This window comes from Kosakonia oryzae (genome assembly GCF_001658025.2).
GTDB classification, from domain to species: Bacteria; Pseudomonadota; Gammaproteobacteria; order Enterobacterales; family Enterobacteriaceae; genus Kosakonia; species Kosakonia oryzae.
In genome coordinates this window covers 5,124,556-5,140,442 of record NZ_CP014007.2, presented here as the reverse complement: position 1 = coordinate 5,140,442, position 15,887 = coordinate 5,124,556, and the positions used below count along the sequence as shown (strand labels likewise).

At 55.4% G+C, this 15,887-nt stretch carries 14 protein-coding genes; 4 read left to right on the top strand and 10 right to left on the bottom strand.

Features of this window, described 5'->3' with window-relative positions; genetic code table 11:
- Positions 1 to 13: 13 nt before the first annotated feature.
- Positions 14 to 4,237, top strand: coding sequence for a DNA-directed RNA polymerase subunit beta' (gene rpoC, locus AWR26_RS24325; protein ID WP_074922724.1), 4,224 nt, complete (start codon positions 14 to 16; stop codon positions 4,235 to 4,237).
- Positions 4,238 to 4,318: 81 nt separating this feature from the next.
- Here the strand turns inward: rpoC and AWR26_RS24320 are convergent, their stop codons facing one another.
- The 10 genes from AWR26_RS24320 to AWR26_RS24275 form a co-directional block, all read right to left on the bottom strand.
- A complete protein-coding gene (locus AWR26_RS24320) occupies positions 4,319 to 4,636 on the bottom strand; it encodes a PTS lactose/cellobiose transporter subunit IIA (RefSeq protein ID WP_043955785.1) in 318 nt (105 codons plus the stop codon).
- 4 nt (positions 4,637 to 4,640) lie between these two features.
- Positions 4,641 to 4,946, bottom strand: a complete 306-nt coding sequence (locus AWR26_RS24315) for a PTS sugar transporter subunit IIB (protein WP_035890299.1) — start codon at positions 4,944 to 4,946, stop codon at positions 4,641 to 4,643.
- Between the two features lie 144 nt (positions 4,947 to 5,090).
- Positions 5,091 to 6,632 carry a sensor domain-containing diguanylate cyclase gene (locus tag AWR26_RS24310; protein ID WP_074922726.1) on the bottom strand — a complete coding sequence of 514 codons (1,542 nt, stop codon included), beginning with the start codon at positions 6,630 to 6,632 and terminating at the stop codon, positions 5,091 to 5,093.
- 333 nt (positions 6,633 to 6,965) lie between these two features.
- Complete coding sequence (gene thiH, locus AWR26_RS24305; RefSeq protein WP_074922727.1) at positions 6,966 to 8,120, bottom strand: 2-iminoacetate synthase ThiH; 1,155 nt, start codon at positions 8,118 to 8,120, stop codon at positions 6,966 to 6,968.
- A complete protein-coding gene (thiG, locus tag AWR26_RS24300; RefSeq protein ID WP_074922729.1) occupies positions 8,117 to 8,887 on the bottom strand; it encodes a thiazole synthase in 771 nt (256 codons plus the stop codon). Before thiG ends, thiH begins: the two co-directional genes overlap by 4 nt.
- Position 8,888: 1 nt before the next feature.
- Positions 8,889 to 9,089, bottom strand: a complete 201-nt coding sequence (gene thiS, locus AWR26_RS24295; RefSeq protein WP_043955777.1) for a sulfur carrier protein ThiS — start codon at positions 9,087 to 9,089, stop codon at positions 8,889 to 8,891.
- Entirely contained in the window at positions 9,070 to 9,828 is a 759-nt protein-coding gene (locus AWR26_RS24290; protein WP_074922730.1) for a HesA/MoeB/ThiF family protein, read from the bottom strand. The genes thiS and AWR26_RS24290 overlap by 20 nt, the downstream gene beginning before the upstream one ends.
- Entirely contained in the window at positions 9,821 to 10,456 is a 636-nt protein-coding gene (gene thiE / locus AWR26_RS24285; protein ID WP_074922732.1) for a thiamine phosphate synthase, read from the bottom strand. Before thiE ends, AWR26_RS24290 begins: the two co-directional genes overlap by 8 nt.
- Positions 10,456 to 12,351: a phosphomethylpyrimidine synthase ThiC gene (thiC, locus tag AWR26_RS24280; RefSeq protein WP_074922733.1), complete on the bottom strand. Its 1,896-nt coding sequence runs from the start codon at positions 12,349 to 12,351 to the stop codon at positions 10,456 to 10,458. Before thiC ends, thiE begins: the two co-directional genes overlap by 1 nt.
- A gap of 364 nt (positions 12,352 to 12,715) precedes the next feature.
- The gene (locus tag AWR26_RS24275) at positions 12,716 to 13,219 is read right to left on the bottom strand and encodes an Rsd/AlgQ family anti-sigma factor (protein WP_074922734.1); all 504 of its coding nucleotides are present in this window, start codon (positions 13,217 to 13,219) and stop codon (positions 12,716 to 12,718) included.
- An 80-nt stretch (positions 13,220 to 13,299) separates the two neighbouring features.
- On the opposite strand from AWR26_RS24275, the gene nudC reads away from it, so the two are divergent.
- Genes nudC through nfi form a run of 3 tightly spaced genes read left to right on the top strand, consistent with a single transcriptional unit; the run spans position 13,300 to position 15,866 of the window.
- A complete protein-coding gene (nudC, locus tag AWR26_RS24270) occupies positions 13,300 to 14,073 on the top strand; it encodes an NAD(+) diphosphatase (RefSeq protein WP_071921795.1) in 774 nt (257 codons plus the stop codon).
- 38 nt (positions 14,074 to 14,111) lie between these two features.
- Positions 14,112 to 15,176 carry a uroporphyrinogen decarboxylase gene (gene hemE / locus AWR26_RS24265; RefSeq protein WP_074922735.1) on the top strand — a complete coding sequence of 355 codons (1,065 nt, stop codon included), beginning with the start codon at positions 14,112 to 14,114 and terminating at the stop codon, positions 15,174 to 15,176.
- 9 nt (positions 15,177 to 15,185) lie between these two features.
- A complete protein-coding gene (nfi, locus tag AWR26_RS24260; RefSeq protein ID WP_035890321.1) occupies positions 15,186 to 15,866 on the top strand; it encodes a deoxyribonuclease V in 681 nt (226 codons plus the stop codon).
- Positions 15,867 to 15,887: the final 21 nt, after the last annotated feature.

Below are 15,887 nucleotides of genomic sequence, written 5' to 3'. Positions count from 1 at the left end.
CGGGAGCCAATCCGTGAAAGACTTATTAAAGTTTCTGAAAGCGCAAACTAAAACCGAAGAGTTTGATGCGATCAAAATTGCTCTGGCTTCGCCAGACATGATCCGTTCCTGGTCTTTCGGTGAAGTGAAAAAGCCGGAAACCATTAACTACCGTACGTTCAAGCCTGAGCGTGACGGTCTTTTCTGCGCCCGTATTTTTGGGCCGGTAAAAGACTATGAGTGCCTGTGCGGTAAGTACAAGCGCCTGAAACACCGTGGTGTGATCTGTGAGAAGTGCGGCGTTGAAGTGACCCAGACTAAAGTACGCCGTGAGCGTATGGGCCACATCGAGCTGGCATCTCCGACCGCGCACATCTGGTTCCTGAAATCCCTGCCGTCCCGTATCGGCCTGCTGCTGGATATGCCGCTGCGCGATATCGAACGTGTTCTGTACTTCGAATCCTATGTGGTTATCGAAGGCGGTATGACCAATCTGGAACGTAACCAGATCCTGACCGAAGAACAGTACCTGGACGCGCTGGAAGAGTTCGGTGACGAATTCGACGCAAAAATGGGCGCCGAAGCTATTCAGGCCCTGCTGAAAAGCATGGATCTGGAACAAGAGTGCGAACAGCTGCGCGAAGAGCTGAACGAAACTAACTCCGAAACCAAACGTAAGAAGCTGACCAAGCGTATCAAACTGCTGGAAGCCTTCGTACAGTCTGGTAACAAACCGGAATGGATGATTCTGACTGTTCTGCCAGTGCTGCCGCCGGACTTGCGTCCGCTGGTTCCGCTGGATGGTGGTCGTTTCGCTACGTCGGATCTGAACGATCTGTACCGTCGCGTGATCAACCGTAACAACCGTCTGAAACGTCTGCTGGATTTGGCGGCGCCGGACATCATCGTACGCAACGAAAAACGTATGCTGCAGGAAGCGGTTGACGCCCTGCTGGATAACGGCCGTCGCGGTCGTGCGATCACCGGTTCCAACAAACGTCCGCTGAAATCTTTGGCCGATATGATCAAAGGTAAACAGGGTCGTTTCCGTCAGAACCTGCTCGGTAAACGTGTTGACTACTCCGGTCGTTCTGTAATCACCGTAGGTCCATACCTGCGTCTGCATCAGTGCGGCCTGCCGAAGAAAATGGCGCTGGAACTGTTCAAACCGTTCATCTACGGCAAGCTGGAACTGCGTGGCCTCGCCACCACCATCAAAGCCGCGAAGAAAATGGTTGAGCGTGAAGAAGCTGTCGTTTGGGATATCCTGGACGAAGTTATCCGCGAACACCCGGTGCTGCTGAACCGTGCGCCGACTCTGCACCGTTTGGGTATCCAGGCATTTGAACCGGTACTGATCGAAGGTAAAGCTATCCAGCTGCACCCGCTGGTTTGTGCGGCATACAACGCCGACTTCGATGGTGACCAGATGGCTGTTCACGTACCGCTGACGCTGGAAGCCCAGCTGGAAGCGCGTGCGCTGATGATGTCTACCAACAACATTCTGTCTCCGGCGAACGGCGAACCTATCATCGTTCCGTCTCAGGACGTTGTTCTGGGTCTGTACTACATGACCCGTGACTGTGTTAACGCCAAAGGCGAAGGCATGGTGCTGACTGGCCCGAAAGAAGCTGAGCGTATTTACCGTGCTGGCCTGGCCTCTCTGCATGCGCGCGTTAAAGTGCGTATCACCGAATATGAAAAAGATGCTAACGGCGAATTCGTTGCGAAAACCAGCCTGAAAGACACGACCGTTGGTCGCGCCATTCTGTGGATGATCGTACCGAAAGGTCTGCCTTTCTCCATCGTCAACCAGGCGCTGGGCAAGAAAGCGATCTCCAAAATGCTGAACACCTGTTACCGCATTCTGGGCCTGAAACCGACCGTTATTTTTGCTGACCAGACGATGTACACCGGCTTTGCTTATGCAGCGCGTTCAGGTGCATCTGTTGGTATCGATGACATGGTCATCCCGGCGAAAAAACATGAGATCATCAGCGAAGCGGAAGCCGAAGTTGCTGAGATTCAGGAGCAGTTCCAGTCTGGTCTGGTAACCGCTGGCGAACGCTACAACAAAGTTATCGATATTTGGGCTGCGGCGAACGATCGCGTATCCAAAGCGATGATGGACAACCTGCAAACCGAAACCGTGATTAACCGTGACGGTCAGGAAGAGCAGCAGGTTTCCTTTAACAGCATCTACATGATGGCCGACTCCGGTGCGCGTGGTTCTGCAGCCCAGATTCGTCAGCTTGCTGGTATGCGTGGTCTGATGGCGAAGCCGGATGGCTCCATCATCGAAACGCCGATCACCGCGAACTTCCGTGAAGGTCTGAACGTACTCCAGTACTTCATCTCCACGCACGGTGCGCGTAAAGGTCTGGCGGATACCGCACTGAAAACAGCGAACTCCGGTTACCTGACTCGTCGTCTGGTCGACGTGGCGCAGGACCTGGTGGTCACCGAAGACGATTGTGGCACCCTCGAAGGGATCGTCATGACGCCGGTTATCGAAGGTGGCGACGTTAAAGAGCCGCTGCGCGATCGCGTTCTGGGTCGTGTGACTGCGGAAGACGTTCTGAAGCCGGGTACCGCTGATATTCTGGTTCCGCGCAACACGCTGCTGAACGAACAGTGGTGTGACCTGCTGGAAGTCAACTCCGTTGACAGCGTCAAAGTACGCTCCGTTGTATCCTGTGACACCGACTTTGGTGTATGTGCGCACTGCTACGGTCGTGACCTGGCGCGTGGCCACATCATCAACAAAGGTGAAGCTATCGGCGTTATCGCGGCACAGTCCATCGGTGAGCCGGGTACACAGCTGACGATGCGTACGTTCCACATCGGTGGTGCGGCATCTCGTGCGGCTGCTGAATCCAGCATCCAGGTGAAAAACAAAGGTAGCATCCGCCTGAGCAACGCGAAGACGGTTGTTAACTCCAGCGGCAAACTGGTTATCACCTCCCGTAACACTGAGCTGAAACTGATCGACGAATTCGGTCGTACTAAAGAAAGCTATAAAGTGCCTTACGGTGCGGTAATGGCGAAGGGTGATGGCGAGCAGGTTGCCGGCGGTGAAACCGTTGCAAACTGGGATCCGCACACCATGCCAGTTATCACCGAAGTGAGCGGTTTCATTCGCTTCACCGACATGATCGATGGTCAGACGATTACCCGTCAGACCGACGAACTGACCGGTCTCTCCTCGCTGGTGGTTCTGGATTCTGCAGAACGTACCACTGGTGGTAAAGACCTGCGTCCGGCGCTGAAAATTGTTGATGCGCAGGGCAACGACGTTCTGATCCCGGGCACCGACATGCCTGCGCAGTACTTCCTGCCGGGTAAAGCGATTGTTCAGCTCGAAGATGGCGTACAGATCAGCTCTGGTGACACCCTGGCGCGTATTCCGCAGGAATCTGGCGGTACCAAGGATATTACCGGTGGTCTGCCGCGCGTTGCGGACCTGTTCGAAGCACGTCGTCCGAAAGAGCCGGCAATTCTGGCTGAAATCAGCGGTATCATTTCCTTCGGTAAAGAAACCAAAGGTAAACGCCGTCTGGTGATCACGCCGGTTGACGGTAGCGATCCGTACGAAGAGATGATTCCGAAATGGCGTCAGCTCAACGTGTTTGAAGGTGAACGCGTAGAACGTGGTGACGTGGTTTCCGACGGTCCGGAAGCGCCGCACGACATTCTTCGTCTGCGTGGTGTTCACGCGGTAACCCGTTACATCGTGAACGAAGTGCAGGACGTTTACCGTCTGCAGGGCGTTAAGATCAACGATAAGCACATCGAAGTTATCGTTCGTCAGATGCTGCGTAAAGCCACCATCGTTAACGCAGGAAGCTCCGACTTCCTGGAAGGTGAGCAGGTTGAATACTCTCGCGTTAAGATCGCCAACCGCGATCTGGAAGCGAACGGCAAAATCGGTGCAACCTATGCACGCGATCTGCTGGGTATCACCAAAGCGTCTCTGGCAACCGAGTCCTTCATCTCCGCGGCATCGTTCCAGGAGACGACTCGTGTGCTTACCGAAGCAGCCGTTGCGGGCAAACGCGACGAACTGCGCGGTCTGAAAGAGAACGTTATCGTGGGTCGTCTGATCCCGGCCGGTACCGGTTATGCGTACCACCAGGATCGTATGCGCCGTCGCGCCGCTGGCGAACTGCCGGTAGCACCGCAGGTTACTGCGGAAGATGCGACTGCGAGCCTGGCAGAACTGCTGAACGCAGGTCTGGGTGGTTCCGACAACGAGTAATCGTTGCACCTAATAAAAAACCCGCTTCGGCGGGTTTTTTTATGCCTGCGATACAGGCAAGTATTTGCGGTTTCAGATGCGTTAATTACGTAGCGGCAGACGGCGATACAGTTCAATCATGTCACCCGCCAGATCCTGAATCACCATGGCGTTCATCAGATGATCCTGCGAATGAACGGTAATCAGATTGACCGGCAGTTTGCCTGTCCCTTCATCCAGACCGATCAACTGAGTCTGAATTTTATGCGCGGCCTTAACGAATTCCCGCGACTCTTCCATTGCCTGTTCCGCCGCATCAAAATCGCCTTTACGTGCCTGTTGCAGCGCAGTTAATGCCTGGCTGCGCGCGGCACCCGCGTTAACCAGCAGTTCCATAATGATGCTTTCTAAATCTTCCATGCGCTCACTCCAGAAGCTTAAGGGCTTTTTCAAGTACGACATCGCCTTTCATCATGCCGTAATCCATCATGTCGATAACCGCGACCTTTTTCCCCAACGGCTCCGCCTGCGCCTGCAATTTTGCCTGCTCGTATTTTACTTGTGGCCCCAGCAACACAATATCCGCCGTTGCAATCTCGTCCTTAAATTCCGCAACGGGAACCGCTTTGATAGAAACTTCGACCCCTTTCTTCTGCGCTGCATCTTTCATCCGCTGCACCAGCATGCTGGTGGACATACCCGCAGCACAACATAAAACGATGTTTTTCATAGTCAGCCTCGTGTTGATGGGATAGTTGATAATTATCCAGCGCAGTTGAGATCAACAACCGCTTTACCGTGATTGTGTGTATGGCATCACAAAGAAACCCTGGTTCACCTGAAACCGGTTACAACTGGTGCAACGATGCGCGCACTAATTGGCATTCGTCAGTAGAATCCGGTTCTTACCCTGCTGCTTGGCTTGATACAACGCTTCATCGACGCCGGTGACGAGCTGCTCCAGCGGTTCCATATGCCACTCGCCCAGCCCGGCGCTGAAGGTAACAACCAGGCCGTCTTCACGCCAGCCTCGATTTGCCACGTTGCTGCGCCACTCTTCGAGGTAATCCTGTGAATTTTCAATATGCGTCTCAGGGAAAATCACTGCAAACTCTTCTCCGCCGTAGCGATAAAGCGAAATGCCATGCGGCTGCATCACCTTCAGCCCTTCACGCGCAACATTGCGCAGGACAATATCACCGCTTAAATGACCCCATGTATCGTTGATGGACTTGAAGTTGTCGATATCCACCAGTGCCAGCGCGAAAGGCTGGTGATCGTTCATCAGGGCGGCAATATCGGCATCGAAAGCGCGCCGGTTTTTGCAGTTGGTCAACGCATCAATAGTGGCCTGACGCACCCATGATAGTTCGCGCTCTTTGTTGCTTTTGATCGCTTTGCTCAACATGGCTTCCAGCTTCGGCGCCCGTTTTACATCGCCCGTGTTGATGGCATTGATGATATTGATCAGTACGGTCCTTGAGGCATGACGAAGGTAAAGCCCGAACAGAATAATCACGACGGCTGCCGTACCAAAGCCCCAGCCGACGATCATGGTCGCGTGGCGGGTAAGGTTATTCAGCGTACTGTCGTGAACCTTGTAGATGGCAAGCCAGTCCGGGTTGGTAAACGCATAGTAGTAATACCATGTCGCGTTTTTTTCATCGTAAACAGAGCCTTCACCGCCGGTCATTGCCGCCAGCAGTGACGGGCTGATAAATGTTTTAAACAGCGAACTGGTATCGGGATGCAGCATCGCTTTGCCTTCACGATCGACCACGAAAAATTCCCCCTGCATCGGTGCCTGCATCGTACGCAGTGTGAAACTCATCGAAACCAGATCGAGATGGAATGCCAGCGTTCCCTTCAGCTTGCCATCGAGGGAGATCACCGGTTTATAGAGGCTCACCGTCGGGTTATGAGTGAAGTAATCCGTATATGTGTCGGTGTAGTGGTTAAACATGCTGGACTCAGCCTGATGCATAAACCACGGGCGTGTGCTGGCGTCGAAACTATCGCTTACGCTACCTGCTATCACCTGCGGAGCGCGCAGATACCTTCCCTGCGAGTCCGCAAGCGAAATAGAAGAAACTGTCGGCATCAGCGCCAACAGCTTCATCATTAATTGCAGACCCTGCTCGCGATCGCCGTTGACGGTTTCATCTAAATTATTGCCTTGCGCTAAAAATAGCGCAGCGCGACTAAGAATGTAGTCATTTTCCCGCAGGATCGACTGGGTATGGTTCACAGCCAGGTTATGGGTGAAGTTACGGTTAATGTCCTGATATTGTTCCAGCATCTCTTTGTGCTGACTGATGATAACCAGGATAGCGATCATCACAAATCCCGTGAAGATCCCGATAAAGCTCACCAGAATGGGGGCGGTGAAAGAGAGTTGTCGATTATGAATTTTCATATCCTTGAGCATTCATCATATGAGTGGCAGATAAAGTATAGGGGGCTGGAAGAAAGATGCAGGCAGCCGAACGGTGTGTTGTCAGTCCGTTGTAGGGAAAATTATATCGTCAGCAGATGTTGCTATGGTTAAGTATCGCTTTCTATAGCTGTGATGGGTGATGTATATCAATATGCATGGTTTTTTATTCCTTAAGAGGGAAAACGGAGCGATATGAGGGGAGAGTAAAGCGATCGCTCCGGTCAGACAGTGAAGCTGACACAGACACCATGCAGGATCGGCTGCCAGTACGCGACAATCCGATCCTGTTTTTACGCGGCACGCCGCAAGGTTTTAACCCGTTATCAGCGTATTGCTGTTTTTTTGCGGCGAACGTCCCAGCCAGCTATCCCAGTCTTTCCATACGGGCTGCAACCCGCTTGCAACTAATGCGTCGGCAACTTCTTGTGGGCGGCGTCCGTCGTGCGGGGAAAACTGCTCCAGCTCCGGATGGTCATCGGCATAACCTCCAGGCTGCGTTTTAGAAAACGCGCTGACATTATTGATGGCCAGTGGGATCACGTGATCGCGGAAGTGCGGCGATTCGCGCGTCGAGAGCGACAGTTCCACATCCGGCGCCAGCAGACGGAAAGCGCAAATGGTTTGCACCAATTGGCGCTCATCCATCAGTGACGCGGGTTCAATGCCGCCCGCACAGGGGCGCAGGCGCGGGAAAGAGACGGAAAAGCGGCTTTGCCAGTAGTGCTGTTGCAGCCATAGCAGGTGTTCCGCCACCATATAACAATCCACGCGCCAGTTGTCGGAAAGCCCCATCAGCGCGCCGAGGCCGATTTTGTCGATCCCGGCGCGACCCAGCCTGTCCGGCGTTTCCAGACGCCAGAAAAAATCCTGCTTCTTGCCCCGCAGATGGTGGCGGGCATACTGGGCTTCGTGATAAGTCTCCTGATAGACCATTACGCCATCCAGCCCAAGGGTTTTCAGCTCGGCATACTCTTCTTCTGAGAGCGGCTGAACTTCCATCTGTAGTGAGGCGAACTGGCGGCGAATGTCGGGTAAGTGGCGACGAAAATAGTCCATTCCCACTTTGCCCTGATGCTCGCCGGTTACCAGCAACAGATGCTCAAAGCCCAGATCGCGCAAGGCTGCACATTCACGCGCAATCTCCTGTGCATCCAGCGTTTTGCGCTTCAGATGGTTACTCATCGAAAAGCCGCAGTAAGTACAGTCATTGGCGCAGAGGTTCGACAAATAGAGCGGAACATAAAAGCTGACGGTATTACCAAACCGCTGGCGGGTCAGCCGCTGCGCACGCTGCGCCATGGCTTCAAGAAAACCGCTGGCTGCAGGGGAGAGCAGCGCCATCATATCGTCGCGTGTCGGTTGCCTGGCGTTCAGTGCTCGTTCAACATCGGCTGCGGTTTTACTGTGAATGCGCAGACTAATATCGTCCCAGTCGAGTTGCCGCCAGTAATCGCTAAAGGTGCTCATAAGGTGGCCTCCAGAAAACCGGTCAGCGGGCTGGTGGCTACCGCAAAACGCTGGCGTGCACCCGGGACGGCCTGACGTGCCAGCGTGCCGGCTTCTACTGCCAGACGAAAAGCGCGTGCCATGGTGACCGGATCGTCGGCGACGGCAATAGCGGTATTCACCAGCACGGCATCTGCGCCCATCTCCAGTGCCTGTGTCGCATGGCTGGGCGTACCAATACCGGCGTCAACCACCACCGGGACATTCGCCTGCTCAATGATAATCTCCAGCATGGCGCGGGTTTCCAGCCCCTGGTTTGAACCAATCGGCGCACCCAGCGGCATGACTGCCGCGCAGCCGACTTCTTCCAGCCGTTTGCACAGCACCGGATCGGCGCCGCAGTAGGGCAGTACCACAAAACCCTGCTGCACCAGCTTTTCTGCTGCGCGCAGGGTTTCGATCGGATCGGGTAACAGCCAGCGAGCATCCGGGTGAATTTCCAGCTTTAACCAGTAAGTTCCCAACGCTTCACGCGCTAGCTGCGCGGCAAAAATGGCATCCTCAGCGTTCTTCGCCCCGGATGTGTTCGGCAGCAGCGTGACACCTGCATCGCGCAGCGGTTGCAGGATGCCATCGCTTTGTTTGCGTAGATCCACGCGCTTCATGGCCAGCGTGACCAGTTCGCTGCCGGAGGCGCGGATCGCGTCGATCATCAGTTGTGGCGCGGAAAATTTACCGGTGCCGGTAAACAGCCGCGAGGTAAACGTTTTATCTGCAATACGTAACATCTCAACCCCCTGCGATAACCTGAAAAAGCAGGATCTCGTCGCCGTCCTGCACAAGATGATCGTCCCAACGCTCGCGCGGCAGGATCTGTTGATTCACCGCCAGCGCGGCACCGGGTTTTAGCTGATTGATGTGCTGCAATAGCGCAGCAACGGAAAGCCCGGACGCGCACTGCATCGGCTCATCATTGAAGCGTATTTGCATGCCGCCCTCCGCATACCGGGCATCCCTGGGCGCGATGCAGCGCCAGCGTGCGCCAGAGATTGGTTCGGGCATCAAATAGCCGTAACTCGCCGCTGGTGGTGCTGATACCGCTTAACAATTTGATGGCTTCCAGCGCCTGCATGGCACCCATGACGCCGACCACCGGGCCAACAATGCCCGCTGTACGGCAGTTGCGCTCCGGTTCGCTTTCGTCGGGCCACAGGCAGCGATAACAGCCCTGTTGCCAGGGCGGTGTCAGCACCATCAACTGTCCGCCAAAGCCAACCGCACTGGCGCTGATCAATGGTGTTTCCTGCGCCACGCAGGCGGCATTAATCGCCTGCCGAGTGACCATATTGTCGCTGCAATCAAGTACCACATCGGCCTGCGCGACCTGCAGTTGTAGCGCTTCACCGCTGAGCCGCTGCTCAAGGGTGATCAGTTCGATATCCGGGTTAAGCTGGTGTAAGCGTTGCGCGGTGACGCCCGCTTTCGGTTGGTTGATATCGTCCGTGGTGAACAGGATCTGCCGTTGCAGGTTACTCAGGTGTACCGCGTCGTCATCGGCCAGCGCCAGCGTGCCGATACCCGCGCCAGCAAGGTAAACTGCCGCGGGCGCGCCAAGACCACCGAGACCAACAATCAGCACCCGGCTGGCGAGCAACTTTTGCTGGCCGACAACAGCGATGTCTTCCAGCAGGATCTGGCGGCTGTAGCGCATAAAATCGCGATCATTCATCACCCACCCCCGCAAGCGCCAGTAATTGATCGGTAGCCAGCCGCCAGTCAGCGGCCTGGGTGATTGCACTTACCACCGCGATGCTACCGACGCCCGTTGCTAGCACCTCTGGTGCGCGCGCCAGACTGATACCGCCGATGGCTACGGTCGGGTAATCGGCCAGCCGCGCAATATGTCGCGCCAGTTGTTCCAGCCCCTGCGGCGCGGAAGGCATCTGTTTGGTTTGCGTGGGGAAAACATGGCCCAGCGCGATATAAGACGGACGTACCGCCAGCGCCACGTCGATCTCCATATCGTCATGGGTCGAAACGCCAAGACGCAAACCTGCCGCGCGAATCGCGCCAAGTTCCGTGGTTTCCAGATCTTCCTGACCGAGGTGAACGCCGTAAGCCTGGTGTTTGATCGCCAGCCGCCAATAATCATTGATAAAAAGCCGCGCGTGGTAGCGGCGGCCAAGCGCAATGGCGGCAATGACATCCTCTTCGACCTCGTCATCACGTTTATCTTTGATGCGTAATTGCAGAGTGCGCACTCCGGCATCCAGCAGGCGGGCTACCCACTCGACGCTGTCAACCACCGGATAAAGCCCCAGACGGAAAGGCACCGGCGGGAAATCAGGCTGGTACATCAGGCTTCCTCCCGTTTCAGGTAGATCTCGCCGCCGCGGGCGCGGAAGTCATTCGACTTGTCTGCCATGCCGACTTCAATAGCCTGGGAAGCGGCATAATCGCGTACTTCCTGGGAGATTTTCATCGAGCAGAATTTCGGCCCGCACATCGAGCAGAAGTGAGCGACTTTGCCGGATTCCTGCGGCAGGGTTTCATCGTGATACGCGCGGGCGGTGAAGGGGTCGAGCGCCAGATTAAACTGGTCTTCCCAGCGGAACTCAAAGCGCGCTTTCGACATGGCGTTATCACGGATCTGCGCGCCGGGATGGCCTTTGGCGAGGTCAGCCGCATGGGCGGCGATCTTGTAAGTGATAAGCCCCTGTTTCACATCCTCTTTGTTCGGCAGACCAAGATGCTCTTTTGGCGTGACATAACACAGCATCGCACAGCCAAACCAGCCAATCATCGCTGCGCCAATGCCGGAGGTGAAGTGATCGTAACCCGGTGCGATATCCGTGGTGAGCGGTCCAAGAGTGTAGAACGGCGCTTCGTGGCAGTGCTCCAGTTCTTCGGTCATATTGCGGCGGATCATCTGCATCGGCACATGCCCCGGGCCTTCAATCATCACCTGTACGTCATACTCCCAGGCGATTTTGGTCAGCTCGCCCAGCGTGTGCAGTTCCGCAAATTGCGCTTCGTCGTTGGCGTCCTGAATGGAACCCGGACGCAGACCGTCGCCCAGCGACAATGCAACGTCGTAGGCGGCACAGATCTCGCAGATTTCGCGGAAGTGGGTGTAGAGGAAGTTCTCCTGATGATGGGAAAGGCACCATTTCGCCATAATCGAGCCGCCGCGCGAAACGATGCCGGTCAGACGATGGGCGGTCATCGGCACATAACGCAGCAACACGCCCGCGTGAATGGTGAAGTAATCCACCCCTTGTTCCGCCTGCTCCAGCAGTGTGTCGCGAAACGCCTGCCAGTTCAGATCTTCGGCGATCCCGTTGACCTTCTCCAGCGCCTGATAGATCGGTACAGTTCCGATCGGCACTGGGCTGTTACGCAGGATCCATTCGCGGGTTTCATGGATATAACGCCCGGTGGAGAGATCCATTACCGTGTCCGCGCCCCAGCGGGTTGACCAGACCAGTTTTTCCACCTCTTCTTCGATGGAAGAGGTCACCGCCGAGTTGCCGATGTTGGCGTTCACTTTAACCAGGAAGTTGCGGCCGATAATCATCGGTTCCGACTCCGGGTGGTTAATATTGGCGGGAATAATGGCGCGACCGGCCGCCACTTCATCGCGCACAAATTCCGGCGTGATATTTTCCGGCAGGCGCGCGCCAAAACCTTCGCCTGGATGCTGCCTGCGCAGCACTTCGCTGCGGATGCGCTCGCGGCCCATGTTTTCACGGATTGCGATAAATTCCATTTCCGGCGTCACGATCCCCTGGCGGGCATAGTGTAACTGGGTCACGCAGCGGCCTGCTTTGGCGCGTTGCGGCGTCAGCAAACCGCTAAAACGCAGTTCATCGAGGCCGTCATCGGCCAGCCGCTCTTTGGTGTACGCGGAGCTGCGTTCATTAAGCGTTTCAGTGTCGTTGCGGGCGGCTATCCACGGTGCACGCAGCTTTGCCAGCCCCTGTTGTACATCAATGGCGACAGCCGGATCTCCATACGGGCCGGAGGTGTCATACACCGGTACGGCTTCGTTTTCTTCATACTGCGGTTGTGCTTTGGTGCCGCCGATAAGCGTCGGGCTAAGCTGGATTTCACGCATGGGCACGCGGATATCCGGCTGCGAACCGGTGATGTAAATACGTTGTGAATTGGGGAAAGCGGTGCCTTCCAGCGTATCAATGAAGTGTTGCGCCTGGGCGCGTTGTTCACGGCGTGTAACAGTTTTTGCAGACATAGCTCATTCCATAATTATGAGATGGCTTGTCAGACGACGGATGGAGTAATGGCAGCAAACCGCCCGTGAGGGTGGTCGTTGTGAATGGATTACTCTTGTTCCCTTCGCAGGTCTTAACCCGATCAGGTTCCGCGGATCCCGAATTAACGGTCTCAGCCTTTTCCCCTTCATCCTTCACGCTGCCTCTTTGTTGGCTGCGTTCGCTCACCCCAGTCACTTACTTAATGTAAGCTCCTGGGGATTCACGAACTTGCCGCCTCGACGCATCGCGAATGATTTTGTGGAAATATAGGCACTCCGACAAGAAAAACCCCGTCCGAAAACGGGGGACTGCTTTTTAAACTACGCGTTAATGCTTAAGAACTCAAGCGGGGCGCGCCATTCCACTTTCGTCGTTGGCGCTCACATTGAGGTCGTTATCATAGGCCAGCACAATCAACTTATCTTCCAGCATAAAGCGGGCGGCAAGCGCTTCGCCGATATCCGATAGCGCCTGTTGGAACTCCAGACAGTTGTCGTCATCGATGGCGTTTTCCAGGCTGGAGTCATAGTAATTCATGAGCTCCACGGTGTTGGCTTCAAGTTGTGGATAAAGTTGCGTGGCGGCTAAAAGTGGGCTGGTGCCTTCCATTTCGCTGATGATACGTTCATAAATATTGAAATGGCCGGCGGAGAGGTATTCCACCAGGTTGTGACAAAAATCGTCCAGCGCTTTTTCATTGAGCTGCATGTACGATCCTTTGCCGGGTTTAATGCCAACCAGATTGTAGTAAGAAACAAGAAGCTGCTTACGAACAAGTAGCCAATGGTCGACAAGTTTGTTACTTCCTCCAACGCGCTCTGTCAGGCTTTCTAACTGGTTTAGCATAAATGGCTCCGCAAATATGTAAGTTCAGAAAAAATGTAATAATAATGTTAATAACATGCCAGTGAAGCTAAGGTAGTGCAATGGTACGTATTATTGAAGCATCCGATCGTGGCTGGTGGATCGTGAGCCATGAACAAAAATTATGGTTGCCCGGTGGAGAATTACCACATGGTAAGCCAGGAAATTTCGAACTTGTGGGCCAAAGCGCGCTTCACATTGGGGAATGGCAGGGCGAACCGGTGTGGATGGTTCGTCAGAATCGTCGGCATGATATGGGCTCCGTGCGACTGCTGATCGATCAGGATGTCGGTCTTTTTCAGTTAGCCGGGCGCGGCGTGCAACTGGCCGAGTTTTACCGCTCGCATCAGTTTTGCGGTTATTGCGGGCACACCATGCACCCAAGCAAAACCGAGTGGGCGATGCTCTGCGACCACTGTCGGGAACGTTATTATCCGCAAATTGCCCCCTGCATTATTGTCGCGATTCGCCGTGACGACAGCATCCTGCTCGCGCAACATACCCGTCATCGCAATGGCATCTACACTGTGCTTGCTGGGTTTGTTGAAGTTGGCGAAACGTTGGAGCAGGCGGTAGCGCGTGAAGTGATGGAAGAGAGCGGCATCAAGGTCAAGAACCTGCGCTATGTCACCTCACAGCCATGGCCCTTCCCGCAATCGCTGATGACGGCTTTTATGGCAGAGTATGACAGCGGTGAAATTCATATCGATCCGAAAGAGCTGTTAGATGCGGGCTGGTATCGCTATGACGCCTTGCCGCTACTGCCGCCGCCGGGCACAGTGGCGCGTCGTCTGATCGAAGACACCGTGGCGATGTGTCGGGCAGACGATCAATGACGTGATACAATAACGGTCTGACGCTTAAGGAAATGACAATGACCGAACTGAAAAACGATCGTTACCTGCGCGCGCTCCAGCGCCAGCCTGTAGACATGACGCCAGTATGGATGATGCGCCAGGCTGGCCGCTATTTGCCGGAGTACAAAGCGACGCGTGCGCAAGCAGGCGACTTTATGTCGTTGTGCAAAAACGCTGAGCTGGCCTGTGAAGTGACGCTTCAACCGCTGCGCCGCTACAAGCTTGATGCGGCGATCCTTTTCTCGGATATTCTCACCGTGCCGGATGCGATGGGGCTGGGCCTCTATTTTGAAGCCGGCGAAGGGCCGCGCTTCACGTCGCCCATCGCCAGCAAAGCTGATGTGGATAAGCTGCCGATCCCGGACCCGGAAAACGAACTGGGCTACGTGATGAACGCGGTGCGCACGATTCGCCGCGAGCTGAAAGGCGAAGTGCCGCTGATCGGCTTCTCCGGCAGTCCGTGGACGCTGGCGACCTATATGGTGGAAGGCGGCAGCAGCAAAGCGTTTACCGTGATCAAAAAAATGATGTACGCCGAGCCGCATACGCTGCACGCGCTGCTCGATAAGCTGGCGCAGAGCGTCACGCTGTACCTGAACGCGCAGATCCGTGCTGGTGCGCAATCAGTGATGATTTTTGATACCTGGGGCGGCGTGCTGACCGGGCGCGATTATCAGCAGTTCTCGCTCTATTACATGCATAAAATCGTTGATGGCCTGCTGCGTGAAAACGAAGGTCGCCGCGTGCCGGTAACGCTGTTTACCAAAGGCGGTGGGCAGTGGCTGGAAGCGATGGCGGAAACCGGCTGTGATGCGCTGGGACTGGACTGGACCACCGATATCGCCGATGCGCGTCGTCGCGTGGGGCATAAAGTCGCTCTACAAGGCAATATGGACCCTTCCATGCTGTATGCGCCGCCTGCGCGTATCGAAGAGGAAGTGGCCACCATTCTGGCGGGCTTTGGCAAAGGCGAAGGCCACGTATTTAACCTCGGTCATGGCATTCATCAGGATGTCGAACCGGAACATGCAGGAGTTTTTGTCGAGGCGGTACACCGTCTGTCGGCCGCCTGGCATCAGTAAGGAGGACGTATGGATCTCGCGTCATTACGCGCGCAACAACTTGAACTGGCCTCTTCGGTGATCCATGAGGATCGCCTGGATACGGATCCTCCCCGATTGATCGGTGGTGCCGATGTTGGGTTTGAGCAAGGCGGCGAAGTGACGCGGGCGGCGATGGTGCTCCTTGCCTGGCCATCGCTGGAGCTTGTCGAATATCAGGTGGCGCGCATCGCCACCACCATGCCCTATATTCCGGGCTTTCTCTCCTTTCGCGAATACCCTGCGCTGCTGGCGGCATGGCAACAACTGTCGCAAAAGCCGGATCTGCTGTTTGTTGATGGGCACGGCATTTCGCATCCTCGCCGTCTGGGGGTCGCCAGCCACTTTGGGTTGCTGGTGGATGTGCCTACCATTGGCGTGGCGAAAAAACGGCTGTGCGGTAAGTTTGAGCCGCTTGCCGATGAGCCTGGCGCGCTGGCGCCGCTGCTGGATAAAGGCGAGAAGCTGGCATGGGTATGGCGCAGTAAAGCGCGCTGCAATCCGCTGTTTATCACGACCGGGCATCGTGTCAGCCAGGATAGCGCATTGGCCTGGGTGCAGCGCTGCATGAAGGGTTACCGGCTACCGGAGCCGACGCGCTGGGCGGATGCGGTGGCGTCCGGGCGACCCGCATTTTCGCGTTGGCAGGAAATCCAGCGCAATATCAGGTAAACTGCCGCCATTACTGATATT